Source organism: Streptomyces sp. 2A115, from assembly GCF_052245575.1.
GTDB lineage: Bacteria > Actinomycetota > Actinomycetes > Streptomycetales > Streptomycetaceae > Streptomyces.
Genome location: NZ_JBQQCG010000110.1, coordinates 1 through 25497, shown reverse-complemented (window position 1 = coordinate 25497; position 25497 = coordinate 1). Strand labels below are relative to the sequence as shown.

General features: G+C 67.8%; 18 protein-coding genes and 5 pseudogenes. 11 read left to right on the top strand and 12 right to left on the bottom strand.

Annotated elements, in window-relative coordinates:
• Positions 1–400: 400 nt before the first annotated feature.
• Together ACTWQR_RS49840 and ACTWQR_RS49835 are read right to left on the bottom strand one after the other, a co-directional pair.
• Positions 401–1039: a hypothetical protein gene (locus tag ACTWQR_RS49840; RefSeq protein ID WP_443233970.1), complete on the bottom strand. Its 639-nt coding sequence runs from the start codon at positions 1037–1039 to the stop codon at positions 401–403.
• Between the two features lie 1031 nt (positions 1040–2070).
• A complete protein-coding gene (locus tag ACTWQR_RS49835; RefSeq protein ID WP_443233979.1) occupies positions 2071–4626 on the bottom strand; it encodes a GDSL-type esterase/lipase family protein in 2556 nt (851 codons plus the stop codon).
• A gap of 367 nt (positions 4627–4993) precedes the next feature.
• Here ACTWQR_RS49835 and ACTWQR_RS49830 point away from each other — a divergent pair.
• Positions 4994–6490 (top strand): annotated as a pseudogene (locus ACTWQR_RS49830) (IS1182 family transposase); the annotation flags it as partial.
• 57 nt (positions 6491–6547) lie between these two features.
• On the opposite strand, the gene ACTWQR_RS49825 reads toward ACTWQR_RS49830, so the two are convergent.
• Together ACTWQR_RS49825 and ACTWQR_RS49820 are read right to left on the bottom strand one after the other, a co-directional pair.
• Entirely contained in the window at positions 6548–7309 is a 762-nt protein-coding gene (locus tag ACTWQR_RS49825; RefSeq protein WP_443233969.1) for a GNAT family N-acetyltransferase, read from the bottom strand.
• A gap of 154 nt (positions 7310–7463) precedes the next feature.
• On the bottom strand, positions 7464–8639 hold the full coding sequence (locus tag ACTWQR_RS49820) for a cytochrome P450 (RefSeq protein ID WP_443233968.1): 1176 nt from the start codon (positions 8637–8639) through the stop codon (positions 7464–7466).
• Between the two features lie 98 nt (positions 8640–8737).
• Between ACTWQR_RS49820 and ACTWQR_RS49815 the strand changes: the two genes are divergently transcribed.
• Both ACTWQR_RS49815 and ACTWQR_RS49810 read left to right on the top strand, forming a co-directional pair.
• On the top strand, positions 8738–9355 hold the full coding sequence (locus ACTWQR_RS49815) for a TetR/AcrR family transcriptional regulator (protein ID WP_443233967.1): 618 nt from the start codon (positions 8738–8740) through the stop codon (positions 9353–9355).
• A gap of 651 nt (positions 9356–10006) precedes the next feature.
• Positions 10007–10474, top strand: a pseudogene (locus ACTWQR_RS49810) (DUF234 domain-containing protein); the annotation flags it as partial.
• A 283-nt stretch (positions 10475–10757) separates the two neighbouring features.
• Here ACTWQR_RS49810 and ACTWQR_RS49805 read toward each other — a convergent pair.
• Together ACTWQR_RS49805 and ACTWQR_RS49800 are read right to left on the bottom strand one after the other, a co-directional pair.
• Positions 10758–11147 (bottom strand): hypothetical protein, encoded by a 390-nt coding sequence (locus ACTWQR_RS49805; RefSeq protein WP_443233966.1) that lies wholly within the window; start codon positions 11145–11147, stop codon positions 10758–10760.
• Positions 11148–11246: 99 nt separating this feature from the next.
• Positions 11247–11917 (bottom strand): annotated as a pseudogene (locus ACTWQR_RS49800) (RNA-guided endonuclease TnpB family protein); the annotation flags it as partial.
• On the opposite strand from ACTWQR_RS49800, the gene ACTWQR_RS49795 reads away from it, so the two are divergent.
• Positions 11913–12056 (top strand): hypothetical protein, encoded by a 144-nt coding sequence (locus tag ACTWQR_RS49795; protein WP_443233981.1) that lies wholly within the window; start codon positions 11913–11915, stop codon positions 12054–12056. The pseudogene ACTWQR_RS49800 and the gene ACTWQR_RS49795 sit on opposite strands and share 5 nt — an antisense overlap.
• Before the next feature lie 39 nt (positions 12057–12095).
• Here the strand turns inward: ACTWQR_RS49795 and ACTWQR_RS49790 are convergent, their stop codons facing one another.
• Together ACTWQR_RS49790 and ACTWQR_RS49785 are read right to left on the bottom strand one after the other, a co-directional pair.
• On the bottom strand, positions 12096–13802 hold the full coding sequence (locus ACTWQR_RS49790) for a protein kinase domain-containing protein (protein WP_443233965.1): 1707 nt from the start codon (positions 13800–13802) through the stop codon (positions 12096–12098).
• A gap of 137 nt (positions 13803–13939) precedes the next feature.
• Positions 13940–14389: pseudogene (locus tag ACTWQR_RS49785) on the bottom strand (GNAT family N-acetyltransferase); the annotation flags it as partial.
• A 450-nt stretch (positions 14390–14839) separates the two neighbouring features.
• Here ACTWQR_RS49785 and ACTWQR_RS49780 point away from each other — a divergent pair.
• The 3 genes from ACTWQR_RS49780 (at position 14840) to ACTWQR_RS49770 (ending at position 17639) form a co-directional block, all read left to right on the top strand.
• Positions 14840–15004, top strand: a complete 165-nt coding sequence (locus tag ACTWQR_RS49780; RefSeq protein WP_443233964.1) for a hypothetical protein — start codon at positions 14840–14842, stop codon at positions 15002–15004.
• A 106-nt stretch (positions 15005–15110) separates the two neighbouring features.
• Positions 15111–15368 carry a DUF4287 domain-containing protein gene (locus ACTWQR_RS49775; protein WP_443233963.1) on the top strand — a complete coding sequence of 86 codons (258 nt, stop codon included), beginning with the start codon at positions 15111–15113 and terminating at the stop codon, positions 15366–15368.
• A 21-nt stretch (positions 15369–15389) separates the two neighbouring features.
• Entirely contained in the window at positions 15390–17639 is a 2250-nt protein-coding gene (locus ACTWQR_RS49770; RefSeq protein ID WP_443233962.1) for an FUSC family protein, read from the top strand.
• A gap of 256 nt (positions 17640–17895) precedes the next feature.
• Here the strand turns inward: ACTWQR_RS49770 and ACTWQR_RS49765 are convergent.
• Both ACTWQR_RS49765 and ACTWQR_RS49760 read right to left on the bottom strand, forming a co-directional pair.
• A pseudogene (locus ACTWQR_RS49765) lies at positions 17896–18191 on the bottom strand (aminoglycoside phosphotransferase family protein); the annotation flags it as partial.
• A gap of 145 nt (positions 18192–18336) precedes the next feature.
• On the bottom strand, positions 18337–19530 hold the full coding sequence (locus tag ACTWQR_RS49760) for an alpha/beta fold hydrolase (RefSeq protein WP_443233961.1): 1194 nt from the start codon (positions 19528–19530) through the stop codon (positions 18337–18339).
• An 862-nt stretch (positions 19531–20392) separates the two neighbouring features.
• Here ACTWQR_RS49760 and ku point away from each other — a divergent pair.
• A complete protein-coding gene (gene ku / locus ACTWQR_RS49755; RefSeq protein WP_443233960.1) occupies positions 20393–21295 on the top strand; it encodes a non-homologous end joining protein Ku in 903 nt (300 codons plus the stop codon).
• On the opposite strand, the gene ACTWQR_RS49750 is transcribed toward ku, so the two are convergent.
• Together ACTWQR_RS49750 and ACTWQR_RS49745 are read right to left on the bottom strand one after the other, a co-directional pair.
• Complete coding sequence (locus tag ACTWQR_RS49750; protein ID WP_443233978.1) at positions 21292–21438, bottom strand: DUF6233 domain-containing protein; 147 nt, start codon at positions 21436–21438, stop codon at positions 21292–21294. The genes ku and ACTWQR_RS49750 overlap by 4 nt on opposite strands.
• Before the next feature lie 36 nt (positions 21439–21474).
• Positions 21475–21741, bottom strand: a complete 267-nt coding sequence (locus ACTWQR_RS49745; RefSeq protein WP_443233959.1) for a hypothetical protein — start codon at positions 21739–21741, stop codon at positions 21475–21477.
• Here ACTWQR_RS49745 and ACTWQR_RS49740 point away from each other — a divergent pair.
• The 3 genes from ACTWQR_RS49740 (at position 21721) to ACTWQR_RS49730 (ending at position 25395) form a co-directional block, all read left to right on the top strand.
• Positions 21721–22296: an endonuclease domain-containing protein gene (locus ACTWQR_RS49740; RefSeq protein WP_443233958.1), complete on the top strand. Its 576-nt coding sequence runs from the start codon at positions 21721–21723 to the stop codon at positions 22294–22296. The two genes, ACTWQR_RS49745 and ACTWQR_RS49740, sit on opposite strands and share 21 nt — an antisense overlap.
• Positions 22297–23541: 1245 nt before the next feature.
• A complete protein-coding gene (locus tag ACTWQR_RS49735; RefSeq protein ID WP_443233957.1) occupies positions 23542–24429 on the top strand; it encodes a helix-turn-helix transcriptional regulator in 888 nt (295 codons plus the stop codon).
• A gap of 213 nt (positions 24430–24642) precedes the next feature.
• Entirely contained in the window at positions 24643–25395 is a 753-nt protein-coding gene (locus ACTWQR_RS49730) for an aldo/keto reductase (protein ID WP_443233956.1), read from the top strand.
• The last annotated feature ends 102 nt before the right edge of the window (positions 25396–25497 follow it).

The following is a 25497-nucleotide window of genomic DNA, read 5'->3' as shown; positions in this document are numbered from 1 at the left end:
GTCGTCCGGTCAGGAACCGCAAGGTGCGGCTGGACAGATCAATCGAGGACGGGTGGACAAGCACACGTAGCTCCTGGCAGAAACGGGTGATCTTGGTCGAGAGCCCGTCTACCAGGAGCCTCGTCGTTGTGCAGGACCGTCCAACTCGCGGTCAGCACCGCCAGTCGGGAAAGACTTCAGTGGCCGCACGTGATCGACCTCGGTCGCCGCATCACCGCAGTACATGCAAGAGCCCTCGGCATGAATCTGCTTGTACTCGGCGGCGGGTATTGGACCAGCCACCGGTGTGGCCGGCTTCCGTGTGCCTGGTATGCGTTCCCGCCCGCCCGACTGATCGCTGCTCGCACGTCCATCGGCATCTGCGCCCGCCAAAGGGCGTTGTTGAGGGACGGTCAGCAGCTCACCAAGTTTTGCTACAGTCCCCGACCCCAACAGGCGTTCCGCCAACCCAGCGGAGTGGCCACTCAAGCCGATCGCGGACCGTCGGACCGTAGACGCCGTCAACGTCCGAGCCGGAGAGGCCGAGCTTGTTCGCCTGGAGCCACTTCATGGCACTGACCATGCCGTTTCCGTAGATCCCATCGCGCCCGCCGGCGTCCATCATTCTGTTGTAGGCGGTGGTCCCTCGGTAGCAGAAGTAGATGGCGTCCTGAACTGCCTTGACTGCGCCTTCTGAGCCCGTCCCGTAGGCGATGTAGCAGGATATCCCGTTGTCGGTTCGTGCTGGAATCCTGATGGACACCTCTCCTCCGTAGGTCGCAGTGGTGTTGCATACGCCGTATGCGGCCTGGGCTGGGGTCGCTTGCAGCCCGACTGCCGCCACTGCGCTGAGCAGTATGCCAGTGACCGTCACCCGAGACCGCCGGTAAATAGAACGCACTATGTTGCCTTTCTCTTTGCAGGAGAGGGGTATCACAAACGGTCCGTACGGTGAGCCTTTTCCATCCTCGGTCTGAGCTGGCGTGATGCAGGCAGAGGATGGTCTGGACAAGGCTCGTGATGCGGGAGTGTGACGCCCCTTTTCGCTGGCCTCGCTCATGGACCTTAGGGTCATCGCGGACTTCGAACTTTGTTGTTCATGCAGGGAACTTTGTCAGTCGTGCATCGCCCTGCGGGTGAGGTCATGCGCGACCGCCACGGCCGGTGTCAGCCCCGTACGACGGGCACAGTAGCCCGGCCCGGTCGCCGAGTGTGCCGGTCGTTTGGCCCACAAGGAACGGCCGCCGCGCACACCGGAATACGGGTAAGGCGGCGGTCGAGACCGCCTCTGGGTTACGGCCGCTGCCTTGTTCAACCCGCCCTGGTGGGCCTCGAGTACTGCTGCCGGCAGGACGCGCTTCTTTGGGGCGCGCCTGGCAAAGAACTCGGCGACCCTGGCGTCGCTTCGGCACTCGCGCAACCCGTGGTGCGCACTACCGGCGGAAAGCCGCTGTCCGGGTCCTTGCTCCACTCGCTGATCCGGGACTTGCTGGTGCCGAACTCCGCCACGATCTGCGCGGGCTCCACGAGCCGGGCGGCCTGCGGCATCACAGCCCCTATAAGCGGGGTCCTGGCTGTAGCTGTCCTAGCAGGTGGAAGACCTCCCGGGCCGCCTCACGGCTCCCCACTTCCTGGCCCGATTGCGTATCCACTCCCAGCATCACCTCCCCCGCAGGGCGACGGCGGCGGGTCTTGGGAGCAGGCGGCGTACTGGACATGGTCGATCTGGACATGTCCGTTCCCCTATCCGGTCCGACGGCGCGTCGCATTGCCGGTACCGGGCCGCGCCGGGCGGTCAGAAACGTGAGGACGCCACAACCATCGGGCAGGCCCCTATCGGGACACATCCCGCCAGCCCGGCACCGACAACGCACCATCCCCGGCCAACGAGGGGAAGGTCACCTGGTGGCGGGACTACTTCGCTGACGCGGCGTCCTCTTCGGCCAGGGCCGGCGCCGCGGAGGACGCCATCGAGGCCGTGGGTGCTACGCAAAGCAGACGCGGCTGTGGCCCGCACCGAGGTGGGGGCCACAGCCGCGTCCTGGCCCTCCTTCGGAGGTGTACTTCCGCAGGAGGGCCGACCGCCTGCTGCTATGTCCAGGGCAGGGCGGGGAGGTTGATTTGGCCGCGGGCGTTGCACTCGTGGGTGATCGTGCCGAGCACCGTGCCGCCGTTCTTGACCTCGATCATGATGGGATCCTCGCCGATGACGTCGTCGGGGTTCCAGCGGGCGGACAGGTGCATGCCGTCGCCGACGGTCTTGGTCGGCTGTGGTCCGTCCGGCACGAGCGACAGCAGCCGGGTGTTGTTGAGCACGCTCTTGCGGTACAGCCATTTGCCGTTGACGCTGACCCGGCCCGTGTCCTGCCCAAGCCAGCTGGCGTCGCGCCACAGGTTGCAGTACTGCTTCAGCTTCTGCAACGGCGTCGCGGTAGGTGTCCCGCTGATGCCGCCGAGGTTCTCCCAGGCGGTGATTTTCTCGCCTTCGACGACGAGGTAGTCGGCTTTGCCGTCGCCGGTGATGTCACGGAAGGCTACGGTTGTGTCGGGGTAGTTTGACTGGTTGGCGAAGTACTTGTGCTCGGACCAGTTTCCGTCGGACATCCCTTGCATGTGGTTGATGTACGCGTGGACCGCGCCCGTGCTGCCCACGATGAGGTAGTCCGCCTTGCGATCCCCGTTGACGTCACCGAGCCTCATCCGAGCCCGGGGGCCGGCCGTGACACCCGTGGCAAAGGTGTCGATCTTGGTCCAGGTGAGCATGTCCGGGGCACGCAGGTAGGCGTCCATGGAGCCGGCCGGTCCCACGACCAGGTAGTCGTCCTGGCCGTCACCGGAGACATCGGCCAGGCGCACGTCCTCGCGCTCCCAGCCCAGGTCGATGCCACTTTCGTCTCCGACCGGCTTCGTGCCGTGGAAGTACGGATAGAGGCGGCCTTGATTCGTCCAGTGGAATTTCCCGTCAGTGCCGCGGTCGTTCAGGTAGGACCATACGGAGCCTTTGGCGCCCAGGATCAGGTAGTCGTCCCGGCCATCGCCGTTCATGTCGGCAAAGCGCACTGATTCGCCGGGCTGGCCGACTCCGGGGGCGATGGTGCCCTGGTCGACCCAGTCCGGTTTTCCGTTGGTGCCCTTTGTGTTGAGGGCGGCGCGTACCGATCCGTTGGGGAAGATTTTCACGTAGTCGGCCCGGTTGTCGCCGTTGAGTTCCACCAGGTCGATACGGCCTGCTGCGCCGCCCATGCCGGGAGCGACGACTCCCATTGACTTCCAGTCGTCACCGATGTTGGTGGGGTCGGGGGTGCCGCAGTTGCTGGCGTCCTGTGCGGGCGCGGCCGGGTTCTTGAGCCAGCCGCGGTATGCGACGTCGTAGATGGCGGCGGCCCAGGCTGACGCCATTTTCTTGTAGCCGGCGTCATTGGGGTGCACGGTGCCGACGTCCGACAAGTCGGCGGTGGTCAGGTTCTGTTCGACGACACGGACGTGTTTGCCCTGCTGGGCGCGGGCGGCGACGACCTGCCGGATGTTGTCGTTGAATGCCTTGAGTTTCGGCTGAAGTGCCGTGTTGGTGCTCGGTCCCATTTCCGACACCAAAACCACTGCGGACGGTACGTCGGCGAGGATCTGGTCGATCAGGGATCCCAGGCGTCCGGGGGCCTCGGCCAGCTGGCCCTGATTGATGTCGTTGGTACCGGCATCGAGCAGCACGACATTCGGTTCACTCAACGGAATGGAACAGTCCGCCACCTTGGCGATCTCGTCGATCCTCCGCCCGGGATGACCCTCGTGATCGGCATCGGACACGCTACCGGAATTCTGGGAACCGACGAAATTGACATTATCGACCCCGGACAACTCGGCCAGCAGATCCTTCCGGTACCCCGCGAGCGTCGAACTCCCGACCCCATACGTGATGGAATCCCCCAGCGGCATGATCCGCAGATTCGACGCTGATGAAGTGGACCATGGCTGCACTCCGCTCACCTGCTGAATCCAGGGAGCTATCGCGTCGGTCTTGAGTGCCATGGCGAGCGAGGCGCCATCGCCGCCGTGCAGCACACCGAATATTCTACCCTGGAAGTACACACCGGCCCCGGAATCGCCTCCTTCGGGTACACCTTGGTTAATGTCATCCAAATCAAGTGTGACGCCGGGGGGACCAATATCCGGATAGTCGTAGGAATTGTCCCTGACTCTGAGTGTCGCAGCCCTCAGGACATCCGAATCAGCTTCACTGTTCGGATCCCAGGGACCCCAGGCCCGAGTGCTCACGAGCTGGTTGACTTGCGGCGATCCGAGCCCGTAGCCGACCACCTGGTGCGGCTGGTTCGACGCCGCGGACAATTCGAGGAGCGCGGCATCCATGGTCGGGTTCACGATCATTCGATTGATCGTGTGCGACGCACCTTCTCCAAGCCGATGGTCACCGATGAGGATGAAACTGTTCCCGGTGCTGGCCCCCGTGTCCTCGACGCAGTGCCTCGCGGTCAGAACCCACTTGACATTGATGAGAGTTCCGGCGCATGCGTAATCTCCTTCCACCCAGAACTGCACCTGCCCGTTCAAGGTGGTCGTCGGTCGGCCATCGATGATGGCAAGCGCCGGTGTAGCAACCTGCACCGTCAGCCCGAATAGGCTCGCCAGCACAAGAGCCAAAGCTGTAAATATTCTTCGCAAATCTGTGTCACCGTTCAATCGGGCGCAATGCGCGAAACCTGAATCATGAAGAATTCCAGCCCAGGGTGTCCCACTCAAGTTGAGCTGACGCACCACTGTCTCAAATTGAACTGCTGACGCGGCTTGCACGGCCAGTCCATCTTCTGCTCAAAGAGTGCTCGGGCGACGCTGCACTGTTGCGCCGCAGGGCGCCAGGTGTGGACAGTCCTGACGGGATCGTCGCAGGTAACGGAATAGCCCCACCCATCTGCCGACGCTGTTGGTAAATCCGGGATCTGCGTGATGACGGCCTGCACAACCCCGTTGGGGTTGTGCAGGCCGTCATCGTGTTTCTGGGGTGGGTTCGTGTCGTTGCGTGGGGTGGAAGGAGGAGACCGTGCGGTTGGCGCGGGCGGTGTTCCCGAAGGGGTGTCTGGCGATGCGGGTGCGGGATGTGCTCGGGCCGGTCTTCGCCGACTCCCAGTGTGAGGAGCTGTTCCCGGAGCGGGGGCGTCCGGCGGTGTCGCCGGCCCGGCTGGCACTGGTTTCGGTACTCCAGTTCGTGGAGGGGCTGACCGACCGGCAGGCTGCGCACGCGGTCCGCTCACGTCTGGACTGGAAGTACGCCCTGTCCTTGGAACTGGCCGACACCGGGTTCGACTTCTCCGTGCTGAGTGAGTTCCGGGCCCGGCTGGCCCAGGCGGACGCGGGCCGGGCGGTGTTCGACGCGGTGCTGAGGGCGGCCGGTGACGCGGGACTGGTCAAGGCAGGAAAGCGGCAGCGCACGGACGCCACCCATGTGCTGGCCGTGACCAGGGACCTGAGCCGGCTGGAGTTCGTGGTCGAGACGCTGCGGGCGGCGCTTAACCAGGTTGCCGGGACGGCCGGGGAGTGGCTGGCGACGGTGGCGGCGCCGGAGTGGTTCGACCGCTACTCGGCCCGGCCGGAGGACAGCCGTTTCCCCTCCCGGTGGGCTGCCCGGGTCGAGCACGGTGACCAGTGCGGGGCGGACGGCATCGTGCTGCTCCAGGCGGTCTGGTCGTCTGCGGCTCCGCCTGAACTGCGGGCTCTGCCCGCAGTGGAGTTCCTGCGCCGGACCTGGGTGCAGCAGTTCCACCAGGCCGACGACGTGGTGCGCTGGCGAGAGCCGAAGAACACTCCGCCCGGCCTGATCCGCTTACGCACCCCGCACGAGCCCGATGCGAGGACCGGGGCGAAGCGGGATCTGGGCTGGTCCGGCTACAAGGTCCACCTCAGCGAGACCTGCGAGCCCGACGCCCCGCACCTGATCACCCACATCCACACCACCCCGGCACCAGTGACCGACGACGCGGTGCTGGAGGACATCCACGCCGTCCTGGCCGAGCGCGGCCTCTTGCCGGACGAACACCTGGTGGACGCCGGATACGTCGATGCCGAGCAGATCCACCACGCCCGCCGCGACCACGGCATCGATCTCGTCGGCCCGGTCGGGAAAGTGACCAACAAGAAGCAGGTGGCAGGAGACTTCTTCGACAACACACGCTTCACCGTCGACTGGGACCAGTCCACCGTCACCTGTCCGGGCGGCAGGACCAACACGGTCTGGAGCGCCACCCACAGCCACCGGGGCACTCCCGTCACCCGTGTCCGTTTCTCCCCACGGGACTGCGGCCCATGCCCACTGCGGGCCGACTGCACCGACTCCCGGCACGGCCGCTCCCTGACCTTCCGTCCGAGGGAAGAGCACGAGATCCTCCAGCAGGCCCGGCCCGAGCAGGACACCGACCAGTGGCGACGACGCTACAGACACCGCGCCGGCGTCGAGGGCACCATCTCGCAAGGCGTCCAGGCACTCGGCCTCCGTAGATCCCGCTACCGCGGACTCTGCGTGAGCGAGCCAGGGTCGGCTTGCCACGGTGGAGCCCTGGCCTCACCGGGCCGCGATGTGCGCCGCCCCGAACAGGCGCTTGGCCATGCCGAGGCGTCCATACGTGGCGATGGCCGGCGCGTTACCGGTGAGCACCATGAGCGCGGCGCGGCCGTGCTGGTTGACGAGGGCGTCCACGACGAAGCCGCACACGGCCCGGGCAAGACCGCGTCCGCGGGCGGCGGGGTGGGTGACCACCCCGCCCATGAACCCGCACCCGGCCGCGGACCATGCGTCCGCCGCCACCGCTAGCGGCTTCGCCCCGACGCTGCTGTCCACCTCGCCGACGACCCCGGCCCAGTGGCGCATGCCCACGCGTCCCGGCTGTGCGTAGGAGTCAGGGAAGAAGCGGTCGAACAGCGAGGTCGCCTCCTTCTCCTCGCGGGCGTTCAGCCACCGCACGCCTGCGGCGGCGGCACCGGATGGGGACGTGGCCTCCATCCAGAAGAAGTTGTGGACCGGCGCCAGGTTGGGCAGCTGCCGCACCAGCGCATCGATCAAGGCAGCTTCCCCCAAGACTCGGTAGGACGGGCCGATCTCCTCCAGGATCCGCCGCACCAACACGGCCACGTCGGCGCCGTCGCCCTTGACCGCAAGCCGGTCCTGCTGAGGATTCGGGCTCGCCACCGCCAGCGCCGCGCCGTGGCACCAGGCCCGTACCCCCGGTCCCAGGCCGTCACCGCCTTGCCCCTGGGCGGCCCAGACCGGATGTCCGTCGCCGGCCGCGGCCTGCTCGATGTCGCTGAGCCGTGCAAGTTCCTCCATACGCCGTGCTTACCAGGCGTTCTTGGAGGCCCGCTGTGACCCAGCCCTCATCGATCACCGACTGTGATCATGTATCTGGCCGTACCTGGGGAATGTGAAGTGGCCGCCGACACAGGTCACCGAGCACACGTCGTTCTTCTCGACCTTGATCTGCTTACCAGGTGACCGGAAGTTCATACACGCCGTAGACCGTCATGGCCGACCGCAGTGGCACTTCCTCGGGCGCGACAGTGAGACGTAGTGCCGGGAAGCGGCGAAGCAGTGCGGGGAGGGCGATGCGCATTTCGGCGCGGGCCAGTCGCTGCCCGAGGCACCGGTGGAGGCCGTGACCGAACGCGAGGTGCCCGGCCGTGGAGCGGGTGAGGTCAAGCGCGTCCGGGTCGGCGAAATGGTCAGCGTCCCGGTTCGCCGCGGAAAGTGCGACGGTGACGGACTCGCCGGCCTTGATCAGGCAGCCGTGGAGCTCGATGTCCTCGCGCGCGACGCGGACCACGTGATGGATGATCGTGAGGTGACGCAGCAGCTCCTCGACCACCGCAGGGGCGTCTTCCTCCTTGCCGCGGACCTCGGCCAACTGTGCGGGGTTGGCCAGCAGAGCGAAAGTGCCCAGCGCAAGCATGTTCGCCGTCGTCTCATGCCCGGCGATCAGGAGCAGGAGCGCCAGTCCGGCCCTCTCGTCCGCAGTAAGTCCCTCTTGCGCAGCGAGCCCGCTGAGCACATCTTCCTCTGGCCAGGAACGCTTGTGGCGCAGCAGGTCCCGTAGATATGCCATGAGCTCGCTGACCGCCTGTTGCCGGCGTTCTGGTGTGAGGTCGACGAGTGTGGCGGCGTTGCGCTGGAACACCTGCCTGTCGGAGTAGGGCACGCCGAGCAGTTCGCCGATCACTTGTGACGGGATCGGCAGCGCGAATGTCTTGAACAGGTCGGCCGGGCCCCCGGCGAGCTCCATCGCGTTCAACTGGTCATTGACGATCGCTTCGATCTCCGGCTCGAGGAGCTTTATCCGGCGCACCGTGAAGTCACCGGTGAGTAACCGCCGATAGTGGTCGTGCTCGGGCGGGTCCATGCGGAGGAAGAATCCCGGCGGCACGGGCGACGTTGCCGGCTGGGCACTCGGTGAGCGCATGTGGTCCTGGCGGACGCTGAATCGAGGATCTGCCAGGATCGCCCGCGCTGCGGCGAAGCCGGTCACCAACCACCCCCGGCCACCGTCGGCGTAGGTCATCCGATGGATTGGGCCGAGCCTATGCCGGCGGCGCAGTTCCTCGGGCGGATCGAACGGGTTCTGGCGGTCCGTGGGCATGACTCCTGCCGGGGACGTGCTCTCCATCGGCCGCTCCTCGGTCGGTACGGACCTCCCGATAAAACAGCACTCGATGCAAAACGTCAATAAATGCAAAATTACATCGCGTGCGGTAAGGTGCTGTCGTGACCAGCGACCCAGGGCTGCGCCAGCGGAAGAAGATGCGCACGAGGCAAGCGCTCATCGAAGGCGCCCTGCGATTGTTCGCCGAGAAGGGTTACGACCAGACAACCGTGGCGGAGATCGCGGCCACCGCAGACATCGCGACACGGACCTTCTTCAGCTACTTCGACAGCAAGGACGACATCGTCTTCTTCGACGACAGGTCACGGCTGGAGCGCGCGGTCGAGATCATCAGAGAACGGCAGCCCGGCGAACCGGCGGCCGACCTGCTGCGGCGCGTCATCGACCAGAGTGTTTTCGCGGACACGGACTCGGAGTTGGCGCGGAAGGTCGGCCCAGCTCGGACCCGGCTGATCGCGTCGGTCCCGGCACTTCAGGCACGCGAACTGCACCTGCTGTTCGACATCCAGCTACAGCTGACCGAAGCGCTCCACCTCGCTTGCCCCGAGCTGGACCTCGTCGAGGCCGCCGCGGCGGTGGGCTCGCTGGTCGGGGCGATCAAGGTCGTCGTCGCCGCATGCCAAAAGCGGGGCACCCGGCCGGAGCAGACCTACAAAGCCGTTCAAAGGGCCACCGACATCGCGATCGGCGGCCTCAACTCGCTCCCCCGCCCGGCTTAGCGTGTTCAGCGCACGCGTACTCGGTCGTGGCACGGATCGCCGCGTACAAGTCGACCTTGGACTTCGGCGGCGCCATCGCGGTCTCATCCCGCAGAGCACGTCCATGCTCCCACCGCAATCCCTCAAGCGTTGCCAGAACTCACAGACATCACCCCCGGCGAAACAAGGCGTTCTCGGCCCTGAGCGACAAGTGGAGTCAGGTTCCACCGACAAAGCCACGGGGCAACCCGACCTACGCCGACGACCTCTGCGGCCTCCTCGACTTCCTGCCCTTCCAGGTCGAGGCCGGGTGCGGCATGTCGATCGAGGCAGGCCCCGCCCCTGCACTACCTGCACTACCTGCACTACCTGCACGAGGTCTACCGGGTCACCGCGCGGAAGGACAACAGCCTTACCCAGTCCTACGCCTTCACCCTCAGCCCGCTGGCCGACACCCCCGTACAGGAGATCCTCCTCGACGCCACGGGCAAGGCGGAGCCGATGACGCGCATGTTCGCCGCCGGCGGCGCACCAACACAACGACGCCACCCACAGATCGAGGACCTGACCGTCATGGACGATCGCGTCCTTGTGTGGCTCCCCGAGGACAAGACGCGCAAGGGCGAGGAACAGAACCTCGTACTCAAGGACCGGCCGGACGTCCAGCTCGTCCCGCGGCTCCGCCGCTGGCGGCTGCACCTGCTCGGCCCCTCCATGGAGGAGATCGAGCGGGGGCGGGGCGATCTGACCTTGGCGCGGATCCGGGAGCACTGGACCAGCTGGCGCGGCCGGGCCGTCGAGCCCCTTGTCCGCGAGGCCCTGGCGCGGATACTGCCCGACCTTCGGCTTCCCGCGACCCCCGCAGTGGGCGGCTACTGGACCCGTACCAACGATGTCGAGATCGATATCGTCGGGGCGGATTGCGCTCCCATTGCCAAGGAACTGCTCTTCGTTGGCTCCATCAAGTGGCTGGAGCAGTCGCCCTTCGACCGGCACGACTTGGCCGCTCTCTATCGACACCGGGCCGCCCTCACCGACGAACCTGTTCCAGTCGTGGCGGTTTCGCGTAGTGGAGCCGACTGTCCGGGGTTTGACGCCACCTACGGTCCCGGCGATTTGCTGACCGCCTGGCCGCTGTGAGGGGCGGATGGCAGGCGAGGCACGAGAGTTGGGGAGCGCGATCAGGCTGAACAGACGTTGGAGTTCGGCTTCAACGTCCAGCGGTATGGGCGGTGGTGGGACGCACGAGGCCGTAGCGATCTGGATTGGCTGATTCTTCGCCCGTCTTTGCTTGTGACGATCCCGGTATCGGTCCCGTTTCACTCGGGCCGGCTGAGTTTCACGGTCAGGCAGTCGCGCTGATGTCGCTGAAACTCTCGCCCGGTCGCTGCGTCACAGTCGGCAGCCGCCGACGTAAGTGCGCTCAGGTCCCGGTGCTGCCAGGCTGTTCGGTGCCCCGCCGCGCTTCGGCGAGCAGGACGCCCAACCGGCGCAGGACGTCCACCTGGGCGTCGTTGTAGATGTCCTGGACGGCCTGGCCGACGGTCTTCTTCGCGAACTTCTCGCCGCGCGGGGCGTCCGCGGGCAAGGTGCTCAGACCCGGGTGCTGCCGGTACAGCGAGTGCACGAAGGCGACCAGCCCTTCGGCGACGTCGGCGCGGGTCTGCTCGTCGGCGTCGGCGGGCAGCCGCTCGAACCTCTCACCGGCGGCATCTATTACGGGATTCCTCATCAGGTCCGCATAGGCCGCCGTGCCCTTCGGGCCGAGCACCCTGCTCATCACGGTGACGAACGAGCGATCCGCGTCGGACATCGGGGTGTCGACCGCGGCCGCGGCGAACTCCGGAGGCAGGTCGGTCGGAACCGACTTCTTCAGGTTGACTTCCTCCCCCTCGTGAACGAGAGGGGATTCCTACGGCTCGCGCCGTGGGGTTTTCTGCTTCGTCGCCGACTGCCCGCCCGGAGAACTCCGTTGAGGTCTTACACCAGCTCCACAGACAGACACCGCCAGCCCGGCGGCCAGAAGATTGTTCGCCGCGTTCACGTCCCGGTCATGGACCGCACCACAGCCGCACGCCCACCTGCGGACGCTGAGCGGCATCTTCTCCTGCAGACTGCCGCAGACGGAGCACAGCCTGGAGGAGGGGAAGAACCGGTCCACCACGATCACTTGACGCCCGTACCAGGCCCCCTTGTACTCCAGCATGCAGCGGAACTCGCTCCAGCTCGCGTCCGCGATGGCCCGGGCCAGCGCGTGGTTTTTGACCATGGTGCGCACCGTCAGGTCCTCGATCACGAGCGTGTGATTGTCACGCACGAGCCGAGTCGTCAGCTTGTGGAGCATGTCCCGGGCCGGTCGGCAATCCTGGCATGGACCTTGGCCACCTTACGCCGGGCTTTGGCCCGGTTGGCACCATCACCCCTGGCCGTGCGGGACAGCTCCCGCTGGGCCCTGGCGAGCCGGGCGCGGTCGCGGCGCTCATGCCGGGGGTTGGCGACCTTCTCCCCGGTGGACAGGGTCAGCAGATGGTGAAGGCCGACATCGATTCCGACCGCATTGTCGGCGGCGGGAAACGGTGTGACTCGGGTCGTGGCGGACGAACTGGTGGAACTGCGGACAGCGGTGGGCGGCATTGTCCGCAGTCTGGACGCGCGATGGCGCGCCGGGGCCGACTGCCCCGCCGCAGTCCCGCAGTTCGGCGCGGTGGCCGCGAAACCCTGACCAACTCGCGCGGCGTACGACGAGGTGATGGCCCTGGGGTCATCCGTCGGCGGGCATCACCTTGGTCACCCTGCCGTCGGTGTCGGCCTCCAGATAGCCGCCCTCGTTGTACTCGTTGCTGAGGTACACGGCCATACCGGCAGGGGTGTCGAACACGTCGTTCGGCTGCCGGACAAGCAAGTAGCGGCTCGTGACACTGTCGACCTTCAGCTTCTTTTCGGCCTCAGCCAGCAGTGCGGGGACCGCGTCCCAGTCGAAGCCGTCCAGGCTCATCGACTGCCGGCCTCCGGACAGCGTGCCCTTGATGATGCCCTTCTCCACACCCCGGTCGACGCGGTAGGTGTAGGTGTCGTACCTGGTCCGACTGCCCTTGACCATCACATAGGCGGAGACGTGCTCGGGATATACCGAGAAGTCGCCGAACTGGTCGCTGCCCGTCTCCTCCTTGAAAGCCTTGATCGCGGTGCGGATGCCGTCGGGCGTCAGCAGGTCGGTGGTCCTCTCCTGTTTCGTCTCCGGGGACGTGGGCGTCGAGGTATCGCCCGTCGACGGCCTCGCATCGCCGCTCGGGGAATCCCCGGAGGACGAGGATCCGGACTTGTCAGCGCCCGGCAGCAGTACCCACACCAGGACCGCGGCAAGCACCGTGCCGGCAGCGGACAGGACGACCGCGGCCCAGCGCCCTCGCCGAGCCGGGCCGGTGGGCGTCGGCGCACCGGGCCGTATCGGGTGCGGCATGGACGCGGACGGCATCCAGGGAACGGCGTCCTGCGGTGTCGGCGGAACGGCGTCCTGCGGTGTCGGGTATGCCTCCGGCGGACCGAACCCGTCCGGGCCTGACGGAAATGCCGAGGCGGTTCCGGTAGCCGGCGGAGGCGTCAGCCGGTAGGACGTGGGTTCCGCACGGCCATCGGCGACGGCCGCCAGCATCCGGTCCAAGGTCTCGGCATCCGGCCGCGCTGCCGGATCCCGCACCAGCACGCGCCTCAGCACGTCCGCCAGCGGTCCGGCCTTCACCGGCGGCGGGACCTCGTCGTAGAGGACGGCTGCGAGTGTGGCCAGCGTCGTGTCCCGACGCAGCGGATTACTGCCCTCGACGGCGGCGTACAACATCATCGCCAATGACCACAGGTCCGAGGCCGACCCTGCGTCCTTGCCCGAGATGCGCTCCGGTGCCATGTAGTCGGGCGTGCCGATGATCGACCCGGTGGCGGTGAGGGCCGTCGATTCGCGGATGGCTGCGATGCCGAAGTCCGTGAGCACGGGGCGGCCGTCGGGGCGCAGCAGCACGTTGGCGGGCTTGACGTCCCGGTGCTGGATGCCCGCGTCGTGCGCGGCGCGCAGCGCGGCCAGCACCTCCCGTCCGGTCCATGCCGTCTCGACGGGGTCCATCGGCCCCCGGCCCAGCCGGTCGGCCAGCGAGCCGCCGCTGACCAGTTCCATGACGATCCACGGATAGGTCCCCTCGCCGCCGTCGACGATGTGATGGATCGTCACAACGTTCGGGTGCTCGATCCTCGCCAGCGCCCTGGCCTCGCGCAACACGCGTTCCCGCAGCATCCGCGCGCCGTCGGGGTCGTATTCGGCAAGCGTCCCGTCCGGCGGCCGCACCTCCTTGACGGCTACGTTCCGCCGCAGCACGAGGTCCGTGGCCCGCCAGACCGTACCCATCCCGCCGCCGCCGAGCCGCACCTCCAGCTGGAACCGCCCATCAATGACCCGTCTGCCGGTGTCCGCCTCGCTCATGCGCCGGAGCTTAGAGGACACGTGCGACAGCTTCCCCGGGCGGGGCAGTGAGCGACACGACATGGGACGGCCTTCTCATGCCGGTGACAGGGCAGCGCCGTTGGCCTACCTCGCGCCGGCGACGACGTTCGCTCCGACTACGGCGTGGCGACGGCCGTCGACCTGCCGAGATGGGTGAGGGGGCCGGAGCCGGGGACTGGGATCTCGTGAAAGCCGAGGCGGTCGTAGAACGCCCGCGCGGGAGTGTTGGCGCTGGCCATCCCCAGATGGACGGCCGGAACGCCTCGGTCGTAGAGCGCGGCCAGGAAGGAGTTCATCAACTGCCGCCCTTAGCTTCGCCGTTGCCATTCCGGCAGGAGATCGATGTGCAAGTGCGCCGGGTACGCCACGAGCTCGGGCACGATCATCCGCTCAGGAGCGTCCAGTAGCCGTATCATCTCCTCGCTTGGCGTACGGGGTGCCGTCGCGGGTTCGGGGTAACGTCGGGCGACGCGAGGGATCCATGTCTCACGGAAGTTCTTGACGAACTGTTCGGTGTCCGCGGTGCCGACGATGTAGCCGACCGGCCGGCCGAATCCGTCGTCCAGCGAGACCAGGGCCACGGAGGCGACGTCGCGTACGCGGGTGAGCAGGCCCACCAGTTCCAGGTCGACGAGTGGGACGAGCTCGCTCCAGGCGGCGACGGCAGCGTGTGCCCGTTCCTTCGACCCGTAGGTGCTGGCGAGGTCGGCCGCCACGGCGGAGCGCCACTGCTCGTCGGTGATCTGCTCCGTGATGGCGGGGTGGACGCGGGGCGGGGCGAAGGCTGCGGCCGCGAGTGCGCCAGCGGGCAGTCCGTGGGTGTGCTCGGGTCTCGTCGTCGGCGGACCAGTGCCGCAGGACGCCATCGACGTCGCAGAGTACGGCCGTGTACGGCGCTGAAGGGTGGGTCGGGCGGTGCTCAGTCATGCCCGCAGTCTGCTTCCCCGCGCGGCGCGGGGAAGGCTCGTCCGGCCAGCTGGTCGGCGCTGCGCACCAACGTCGCCAAAACCCGGGTCGTGACGAACTGGGTGCTCAACGCGGTCGCCGGCGACGATTTCGTCCGCACCGGTCTCCAGACCGGCAGGTCCCTCAAGCTGAAGGGCCTGGCGGCCGTCGGCGCCTATCTGACGCCGGAAAAGGTGCGGGCCCATGTCGAGGGCTCCGAGCGGATCGGGCAGTGACGCTTCCGCGCACGTGACGTGGGTCGCTCAGGACTGCCGATCCGTTGCCGGCCGGTCGGCGGTCCAAGGAGGGACAGGACAGCGTCACAGCGAAAGGACAACCGCCATGGCCGAGACCGTGAAGGACCCCGCGAGCTGCTTCCCCTCGATCGAGAAGAAGTACGGCCGGCCGATCGCCGAGTGGCAGGAGCTGATCCGTTCCTCGCCGCTGACCCGGCACATGGAGCTGGTCACCTGGTTAAGGACGGAGCACGGCCGCGGCCACGGTCATGCCAACGCCCTCGTGGCGTACACCCTGGCCGAGACCCGGGACCGGTGCGGCCTGCCCCGCCGTGTCATGCTGATGCCGGAGATCATGACGTGACACGGGAGTGAGTACGGCGGCGTGAAGGCAGCGGGATGGTCGGTGCGGGCACGGCTGCGGGACGGCATCGCCGCGTCCGATCCGGGCCTGCTGAGACTCACCGCCGGTCTGCGGACCGTGAGCGCGATCGCCCTCACGCTGGCCGTACTCAGCTTCCTCGACGTCGACGTCACGCATCTGGTCGCGGGGGCCATGGCGGCCATGGTCGCCACCTTCGCCATCCGCGAGAAGCAGCGCGGGCAGCAGGCCGTCACGCTCGCACTGGGGCTGCCGATGGCGCTGACGTCGGTGACGTTGGGCGCGCTCCTCAGCTCCCGTGTGGTGGCCGGCGACCTCTTCTTCGTCGCGCTCATCTTCTTCGCCGTCTACGGGCGCCGGTTCGGCGACCGCGGCACCGCGCTCGGCCTGATCGGATTCCAGGTCTACTTCCTGTCCCTGTTCGTCAGCGCCACCGTCTCGGGACTGCCCGAGTTGTACGGCGCCATCGTCGTCGCCTTCCTCAGCAGCGCGCTGGTGCGGTTCGTGCTCGTGCCCGAGACGCCCGCGCACATTCTTCAGCGGCTGCGCGAGGCCTTCCGCGCGAGACTGGCCCAACTGGTGTCGGCGCAGCTCGACCTGCTCGACGCCGGGCCGGACGATGTGGAGAAGGCGCTGGAGGACGTGCGCAGCGGCACCGCCCGCCTGAACGAGACGGCGATGATGATCCAGGGGCGGCTGGAGGACGGCACGTCCGACGAGGCCGCGGCCCGGCTCGTGCAGCGCCGTATCGCGGACGCCGAGATCGCCGCCGAGCGGCTGGGCCTGTTGCTGCTGACCGCGCGCAGCGCCGAGCGGGCTACCACACTGACCCTGCATCTGCCCGGCGCCCCCGTCCCGGCGGGAGGTCATCTGCCCGTGCGGGACGAGGCGAGTGCCACGTTGCGCCGCGATCTTGACGCGCTGCACATGCTCGTGCTGCGGCCCACCACCGGGGATTCCGGCACGGCCCTGTCCCATGTGCGCAACCGGCTGCTCGGGTACCGCGACGAGGAGAACCTGCCGCCCGCCTCACCCGCCGTCCAGGATGTCTTCCGGGGCATCGGCGAGGCCTCCCGGGCGGTCCTGGGCCTGCGGATCGCCCTGGACGGGCCCCAGGACGACTCGGACGACACCCCGGCGACGGCCCGTTCGCGCGAGGAACTGGACGCCGAGGATGCCGCCATCGACGCCGGCGAGGACGACACCGTCGGCGAGGAGCAGCTGACCGGGCTGCGGCGGCCGACCACACGGGCCGCCGTGCAGGTCGCCGTGGGCTCGTCGCTCGCGATCGTCGGAGGGGAGTTCCTCTCCAGCCACCGCTGGTACTGGGCAGTGCTGACCTGCTGGATCGTGTTCCTCAACACCGCGTCCACGGGCGAGATCCTGGTCAAGGGCTACCGGCGGCTGCTGGGCACGGTGTTCGGGGTGGTGGCCGGGATCGTGCTGGCCACGCTGGTCGGGCAGCACACCTGGACCGCGTTCGCGCTGGTGCTGCTGTGCGTGTTCGCGATGTTCTACACGGCACCCTTGTCGTACACCCTGATGTCCTTCTTCGTCACCGCGGCGCTGGGCGTGCTCTACACCCTCCTGCACACCTACAGCGCCTCGGTGCTGTTGCTGCGTGTGGCGGAGACGGCGCTCGGCGCGGCCTGCGGGATCGTCGCGGCGGCGTTCGTGCTGCCGGTGCGCACGGACCGCCGTACGAACGAGCTGCTGGTCACCGTCCTGGACCGGCTCGCGGACGTCACCGAGGCGGCCGTGGACCAGCTCAGCGGCGGCCCTCCGGTCGATCTGCTGGACCAGGCGCGCGACCTGGACCAGGCGCTGGCCGACCTGCGCGCCGCCACCCAGCCGCTCACCCACCCGGTCACGCCGCTGCGGGCCCGCCGGGACACCGCCCGCTATGTCGTCGCGCTGCTCGAGACCAGCGCGTACCACGCGCGTTCGCTGGCCGCGACGGCCGAACTGCTGCCCGCCCATCCCTCGATCGCGGCGGACCCGAGGCTACGCCGGGCCGGGAGGCGGATCCAGCACAACATCGGGGCGGTCGCCGCGCACGTCGCCGACGAGCAGGCCGCCGTCGAGATCGAGACCGGCCCGAGCATCGCCTCGCTCCTGGAGCCGGACGTCCCGGGCACACCCCGGTACGGCCGTGTCACCGACCGCGTGCTGCGACATCTGCAGCGTCTGGACGAGTCGGTGGCGGGGCTGGCCCGGCCACTAGGCATGCCGGTCCCGGCACCCCGGCGGTGACAGCGAGGCGCTCGCCTCAGATGTCCGTCGGCAGGTCGCTCACCTCGGCGATACCGCGCAGTTCGTCGTTCATCCGCTGTCGTTCGCGGATGTAGTCGGCGATCGCCGAGGAGGCGATGGCCTGGTCGCTGATGTCGCCGTCAGCGGCGACCTTCGCGAGTGGCCGTCCAACGGCGAAGGTCGAGCACCACGCCTGATCAGATCGACGCCAATTCTTCGCGGCACTCCCCGCACCCCTGCGTCGCCATGACCACCAGCCGGGCCAGGGCGGCAACGGCGCGTCGTGCAACTCTCGGGTGGCGACACTCGCCGCGGCCCACGCCTCGGCGACCGGGTCGACGGCCCGCCGAGGCGCCCAAGCGCCGCCCCCGGGAGTGCGGCGATCGCGAGCACGGGCGGCTTGCGCCACAGGACCTTCGGGGTCGGGACCGGCGCCAGGGCCATCGCCTCGACGTCGATGCGCGCCTGATCGGCGTCTGCGGCCAGAAACACGTCGCCGACGCGCAGGGTCGCGTGCTCGGAATGGGCGACGACGACTTTGGCCTCATCCATGGGCGACCAGTATCCCCGGGTGATCGTCGACGTCGCCGGGTCTATCGCGTGCGATTGTGCGGCTGACCGCGTCCCGCCACCCGGCGGCCTCGTGCGCGACACCGGCCGCTGACCAGGCCAAGTCCACCACTTTTGTTAGGAGTCCTTACTCCACTTCCGCCAGCACGCCGTCCGTGTCCATGACCCAGCTTCCGCTCTCGACGCCGTACACCTTCTTGTCCTCGAGCCACTTCCAGGACATGTGCTGCAGGACCTGGGCGCCCCGACGTTCCCAGACCGGGTTGTGGTCCCAGCCCTCGACACGGAACATCAGCTTGTCGGCGCCCGGGATCTCCTTATAGAGCTTCGGAACGGAGAAGTGCAGCACCGGCCCCAACTCCTGTGGTGTGTTGGCCGTTCTGTCCTGGTCTCCGTAGACGATGCACACCGGCACGGCGGTGCCGAGCGTGGAGGCGTGCGGCACGGTGCTCGTGTTCCAGCCCCACCAGTAGGAATTGCGCCACCGCATGACGCCTTCGGGTGCCCCCGCGGTCAGGCCGCCCCACTTCTGGCCGATGCTGTCGCTGTCCATGATGGCCTGCCACACATGGTCGGCCAGCTCCTTGTCACTGATGCTGGCTTGGAGTCCCGCCTTGCTGGTCAGGTTCATCGGGAAGCCGAAGACCGCGGGCGGCTTGGACTCCGGCTGCGTGGGCAGGGGCGTTCCGGGAGGCGGAGCGAAGGGTGCAGCGGTGTCCGTCGACCATCGGCCGTTCGGGGGGAACATGGGCGCGAGAAGGAACATGCTCGCCACGTCCCCGGGATTCTGCAGCGCGTACGGGCCCATGACGAAAGAGGCCGCAGACCAGCCGATGAATGCGACCTTCTCGTTGGCACACCGGTCCCTGATGAACTTGACGACGGTGCCCAGCTCGTCCCATTCGCTCTTGGAGTTGCCCAGTTGGTACGGGTAGTTCGCTGTCGGGGAGCAGTTCCCCGTACCAGGATTGGTCTGGAGGAGGCCTCGCTGGGCCGGGTTGGCGTTGCACGGGTCGTCCATCTTCGGGCGGTGGGAGCGCCCAGATCCCTGGAGGTCCATGATGAACACGTCGTAGCCCTTGCCCGCCAGGGCCTGCGCCCAGCTGTAGCTGGTGTCCGGGTGCGTTGAGCTGCCGGGCGGAGGGAGCACGAGGTCGAAGCCGGGGAGGGCCGGAACGCTCCTGCCGTGGAGCATGAGGACCGGCTTGGGGGTGCCACCGGATCCGGAGCCGTTGTATTCCCGTACGAAGAGCTTGATCTTGTCACCGACGTTCGCCGGGATGGTCGATGTGTGCACGACCTCGTGGTTAATGGGATCCATGTGCGGCATGGTCGCCTCCGATGGCTGATCGCCCTGGGGAACGGTTGTTCCCGGGGATGGTCAGCATCTCCGCCGCCCCCGGGCGGTATGGGGAGCCGGGACGGCGGGGCGCGCGGACGGTGACCGATCGGGTGGACGCTGCTCCTCCGATTGGCGGGGCGCGCTCTGGGGAGCGAGCCAGCGACTGCGCTGCAGGCCCGGGAACCCGTCCGGAAGCGGGGCGAGTAACAGGTCGAGGTTACTGATGATCTCGGGGGCATATCGCCGGACGGTCGACGAGCTTCCCAGCTCAGAGGCTCCGTTGTCGCGCGACATCACGCCCGGAATCTCAGAAGCACCACAGGCTTGAACGCTTGGGCGGGGAAGTTGACGCTGCTGATGGGGAATCACGTGACGTTCCACAAGCGGTGATGGCCGTTCAACCGGCCCATCCGATTTCGCGTACCTCGATGGCCCCGGCGTGCGGCATGTACTGGATCCAGCAAGTGCGCCACGAGGCGCTGCAGAACCGAGCGGAGGTGAAAGGACTCCGCCGCCGACTGGTCGTAGCCAGCGGGTGCAGCTGAGGGCAGTCCGACCGCGGGAACGCGTGTGAGGACGGGAGCAGCCCTGACAACGTACGGGCGGAGGTCACCTCACGTCGCGCCTCGTCAGTCGGCAGCTCGGCCATGACCTCCGCGGCGAGCTCCTCGACTACCGTGCCGTGCCTGTGCATAACGCCCCCTTGTGATCCACAGGCACGTCACGGTAGAGCGGGGGCAGAGATCGCATGCGGGCCTGTGGATAACCTCCCCGCTGTCCATGCAAGACCGGCCGACCCCTCGTACGCTGGAGCCCTCGGGGCACGTCGCGGAGGTCTGCTATGCCCCGTCCTGTCTGGTCCGGCGCCATCTCGTTCGGCCTGGTCACGATCCCGATCCGGGTTACGGCTGCTACCGAGAACCACAGCATCTCGTTCCACCAGTACCACCTGGAGGACATGGGGCGGGTGCGGGTGCGCAAGGTCTGTTCGATCGAGGATCGCGAGGTTTCGCAGGACGAGATCGGCAAGGGCTACGAGATCTCCAAGGACACGATCATCGCAGTCTCCGATGAGGAACTGGCCGACATGCCGCTGCCGACCGCCAAGGCGATCGAGATCGAAGCCTTCGTACCGCTGGACAGCATCGACCCGATCCAGATCGGCGAGGGCTACTACCTGGAACCGGCCAGCCCTGTCGCCAGCAAGCCGTATGTGCTGATCCGCCAGGCGTTGGAGCGGTCATCGAAGGTTGCCGTAGCGAAGTACGCCTGGTCCGGCCGCGAGCGTCTGGGGTTGCTGCGAGTGCGCGACGAGGCGATCGTCCTGCACGCGATGAGATGGGCCGACGAAATCCGCGACCCCTCCCAGCTGGCCCCAGATGCGGTGGAGCTCACCGACGAGGAGATCGAGCAAGCGGAGCAGCTCATCGACCGCATGACCCGCGACGAACTCGAAGGCGACGAGTTCACCGACCGGTACACGGACGCGCTCGCCGAGGTCATCAAGGCCAAGCGGGAAGGCAAGACACCCCCGGAGGTGCCCGAGCCGTCGGTGCCGGCCGGGCAGGTCGTCGACCTGATGGACGCACTCCAGGAGTCCGTGGCCAAGGCGAAGGCCTCCCGCGGCGAGGACGCGACCGTGCACCAGATGCCGAAGAAGACCGCGGCCAAGAAGACGGCGAAGAAGGCACCCGCCAAGAAGGCCGGCAAGAAGACAGCGGGCCGGAAACCGCGCAGCGCCTAAGCGGTCTGGAGCCCGGTCTCTGGCCGACAGATCTGGCACATCTCGATCGTCAGCTCGTCGTCGGTGAGAGCCAGCAGGTCTTCGTTCCGCTCGAGGTAGCCCATCTGCCGCTTCCACTGTCCGCAGCCGCCGCGGTGAAGGATGGCGGTTCGGTCGCCGGCGCGGCTGGGCTGGAGTTTCTACCGCTGTTCGGCGTAGGCCCGTTCGCGGGCGCGGTGATCCTGCTCCACCTGCGCCGTGACTTCGCGGATCTTCCGTCGCGTGCTGTTGAGCTGCCAGTCGAGCCACTCCTCCAAGGCGCGGAGCTTGGCGAGTCGGTCGACAGGCCGCAGGTCGATGAAGTCGGCGGCCGGGATCTGCGTGCACAGTACGGCGGGATGACCCGTGAGGTCGGCCGCGGCGCAACCGAGGCGGCCGCCGACACGATGACCGCCTGGGGAATCCACGCCGTCTCCCGGGCGCTGGAGAAGCAATGGCCGGGCCTGGCCCTCCGCACCCGCGTACGGATCACCGGAGGCGAGTTCGCGGGCCGCTACGCCACCGTCCGCCAGGGCGCATGGCTCTACGACGACCAAGCCCGCGGCGTACGTCCCGGAGGCCCGCACGGCTACGAGGTCCGCATCGACATTCCCGAGCCGGAGAGAGTTCGGCTACGAGAACGCGATCGTGCGCGCCTGCTCGTGACCTGGCAGGCCGACCGCTGCGCCGCATGCGGGCATCGCTCTCCCGGTGATCTGGTGGCCGACCACTGCCACCAGTCCGGGCTTCTGCGCGGCCTGCTGTGCGGCATCTGCAACACCGCCGAGGGCAGCGCGCCGCCGCGTCACCCGTGCTGGCTGAGCTACCGCGCCCTCACGCCCGCCCTCATCCTCGGCGTGCACCTCCCCTACACCCGGGCGGTAAGCCGTCGTCTGTCCCAGGCCCTCGCCCATCCGGACCAGCACGGAAGTCCGTCCTGTCGGACCGGCTCGTTGCGCAGCTCCCGGGAGCGGCAGAGCTGAGCAAAGGCCAGCGAAGCGGCGGTCGTCGAGGGTGCGGCCCCGTTTGAGATTGGAGTACAGCACCGGCCGTCCGGTGGCCAGGTCCCGGAAGTTGACCCGCCGGTGCAGCCGACCGCGGCGCGGCTGTGGTGGCACAGGCACGTGCAGACCTTGCTGTCGACCGGCGAAGACCGTCCACGGGGTCACCGCTGCTGAACGCTGTGCCCCAGGCCACGGAGCTGGTCCACGAGCGGGTGCTCCTGTACTGACCGTACCCCCTCGCACAGCAACCCCGCGGCCGGAAGGGGCAGCAATCCCTGCGAGTGACAGCCCTGTTGACAGGCACAGCGAGACAGCCCGCTTCCGGCGGCGCCATCGGACACGATGATCCGGATCCCCTGCGCGCGGCGGGCGGGAGGCTGCGGATCGCGGGCGGTCGCAGATCTCGCCGGGACCGGCCCGCTATGCGTCCGGCAGGACGCGGTGGTCTGCTCGGGCCACCCACCAGGCCCTACTGTGGAGAGCGGGGATTGAGTGGGCGCTAATGCGTGACTCACACAGACGGCGGTGATCGGCAACGAGCATTCGGACGTGCCGGTGGTCCTGCCCATAGCGGCCATCGAGCTGGATGCTTTCCGGCGGCGTCATCGTGGTGACTCCTTCTGGTGCGGCCTGCTGCTTGGGGGGTGCGGGGCTCGTCTGGCGGACAAGCTGTACGTCGACAGGCAGTGTTCCCTGTCAAGTTCAGCGTGTTGAGCGGTGCTGGGTCTCGGTTTCGTCCATGCGCAGGGTGCGGGCGAGTGAGCGCAGGAAGCTCGTGGAGACGCCGCGCAGTTTCCCGCGTTTCATCCCGGTGTAGTAAACGGTGCAAGCTGGGGGACCTCCTCGCGGCGCAGCCCGGGGACGCGGCGCTCACCGCAGAAGACCGTCACGCCGGCTTCCTCGGGGCTGATGCGGCCTGGAGCGTGTGGGTTGGTCGGCTGCATCGGGCGCCGCTGTTGCTGATCGGCTTCCAGGGGGCTTGATGTCAGCCGGGTGGATGGTATTCCTCTGCACTGTGGTGGCGACTCGTCCGGAAGGTCCGTCGGCTTGCGCGGTCCCGTTCCCGTGATCCGCATCCCGCCTGGGGGCGGGGAGGTATCCAGCGGCGAATCCCTCTGACCTGCGGCTCCGCCCAACCGGAAGGGGGGTGGCGTTGGGGGTTACTGCTGTGAGGGGTAATGGCAGGGTCTCTCAGTTAGTGAGCGGCGAACCTACCCTGGCCTCATGGACAACCGCGCCGAAATGAGTGCGTTTCTGAAGTCTCGCCGTGACAAGATCACGCCCGAGCAGGCCGGTCTGCCCGTGTACGGACAACGCCGGGTGCCGGGGCTCCGCAGGAACGAGGTCGCGATGCTCGCCGGGGTCAGCGTCGAGTACTACACGCGTCTGGAGCGCGGCAATCTCAGCGGTGTCTCCGACAGCGTCCTGGACGCGCTGGCCCAGGCTCTGCGGCTCGACGACACGGAGCGCACGCACTTGTACGACCTGGCCCGAGCGGCGAACACGACGCCCGCCCGGGTGCGGCGCCGGACTGCCCGGCCGGCTGTGCGGCCCAGCGTGCAGCGCATCGTCGACGGGATGCCGGGCATGCCGGCGTTCGTGAAGAACCACCGATTCGACATTCTGGTCGCCAACCCGCTCGGTCGCGCACTGTTCTCGGAGATGTACGCCGATCCGGTCTGCGGGGCGAACACCGTGCGGTTCGTGTTCCTCAGCCCCGCGGCCCGGCGGTTCTACGTCGACTGGGAACGCATCGCCAGGGGCGCTGTGGGTGCGCTGCGGGTCGAGGCGGGCAAGAACCCGTACGACCGCGAGTTGTCGAACCTGATCGGTGAGCTGTCGACCCGCAGCGACGCCTTCCGCGTGATGTGGGGCGCGCACGACGTACACGTCTTCCATGACGGGACGAAACGCCTTAGGCATCCGGTCGTCGGCGAGCTGGAGCTCAACTTCGAATCGATGAACCTGCCGGACGGCTCGGGGCTGGTCGTGGCGTTGTACAACGCGGCCCCCGGCTCCGCGGCCGCGGACGCGCTGAACCTGCTGGCGAGCTGGTCCGCCACGGCCGAGGCCGCGGATGTGCAGGCCGCCGAGGCGGACTCCGAGAACTGAACCGACGTCCACGGCCCCGCCTTCTCCGGCTGCCGCCGGCAGCAAGGGCGGGGCTTTGGCCTGCGCATATGCCGCTGGGGGCCCTGCTGTTACCCCTCACAGCGGAGACTCCCTCATCGTGTCCGTTCCCGGTTGCATGGTCAGTGCCCCGCTTTGGGGCCGACCGGTATCGAACCTCGTATCGGTCCGTCCCCGCTCATGCAAGGAACCACCATGACTGGCAAGAGCACGATGATCACGCTGAACAACGGCGTGCAGATGCCCGCGCTCGGCCTCGGCGTCTTCCAGAACCCACCGGAGGAGACCGCCACCGCGGTCACGACCGCGCTCCAGCACGGCTACCGCCTGATCGACACCGCCGCCGTCTACGGCAACGAGAAGGAGGTCGGCGAGGGCATCGTCGCCTCCGGCGTCGACCGCGGCGAGGTCTTCGTGACCACCAAGCTGTGGCTCTCGGACTTCGGCCACGACGCGACCCTGCGTGCCTTCGACACCAGCCTGGGCAGGCTGGGCCTGGACTACCTGGATCTGTACCTGCTGCACTTCCCGTACACATCCGAGTTCGACTCCACGGTCGCCGCGTACAAGGCAGCACAGAAGCTGCTGGCCGACGGGCGGGTGCGGGCGATCGGCGTCTCCAACTTCAGCCCCGAGCGTCTGAACGATCTGATCGTGCGCACCGACGTCGTACCGGCGGTCAACCAGGTCGAGCTGCACCCGTACTTCATCCAGCGCGAACTGCGCGAGGCGCAGACAGACCTCGGCATCGTCACCCAGGCGTGGTCCCCCCTCGGCGCGGTGAATCTGTACTGGCCCGACGCCCCGCACGCGGGCAAGAGCCCGCTGCAGGACCCGGTCATCACTCAGATCGCCGCCAGGTACGGCAAGACCCCCGCGCAGATCGTGCTGCGCTGGCACATCGAGCACGGCCTGTCCGCGATCCCTAAGCCTCGATCCACCGAGTGACCTGCGTCCTGTGGATAAGGAATCAAGAAGAGGTGCCTGCTGACCTGCGATGATGGGAGTTCTGACGCTTCCAGCACGCACAATCAGCAAGGCACCTCGTAG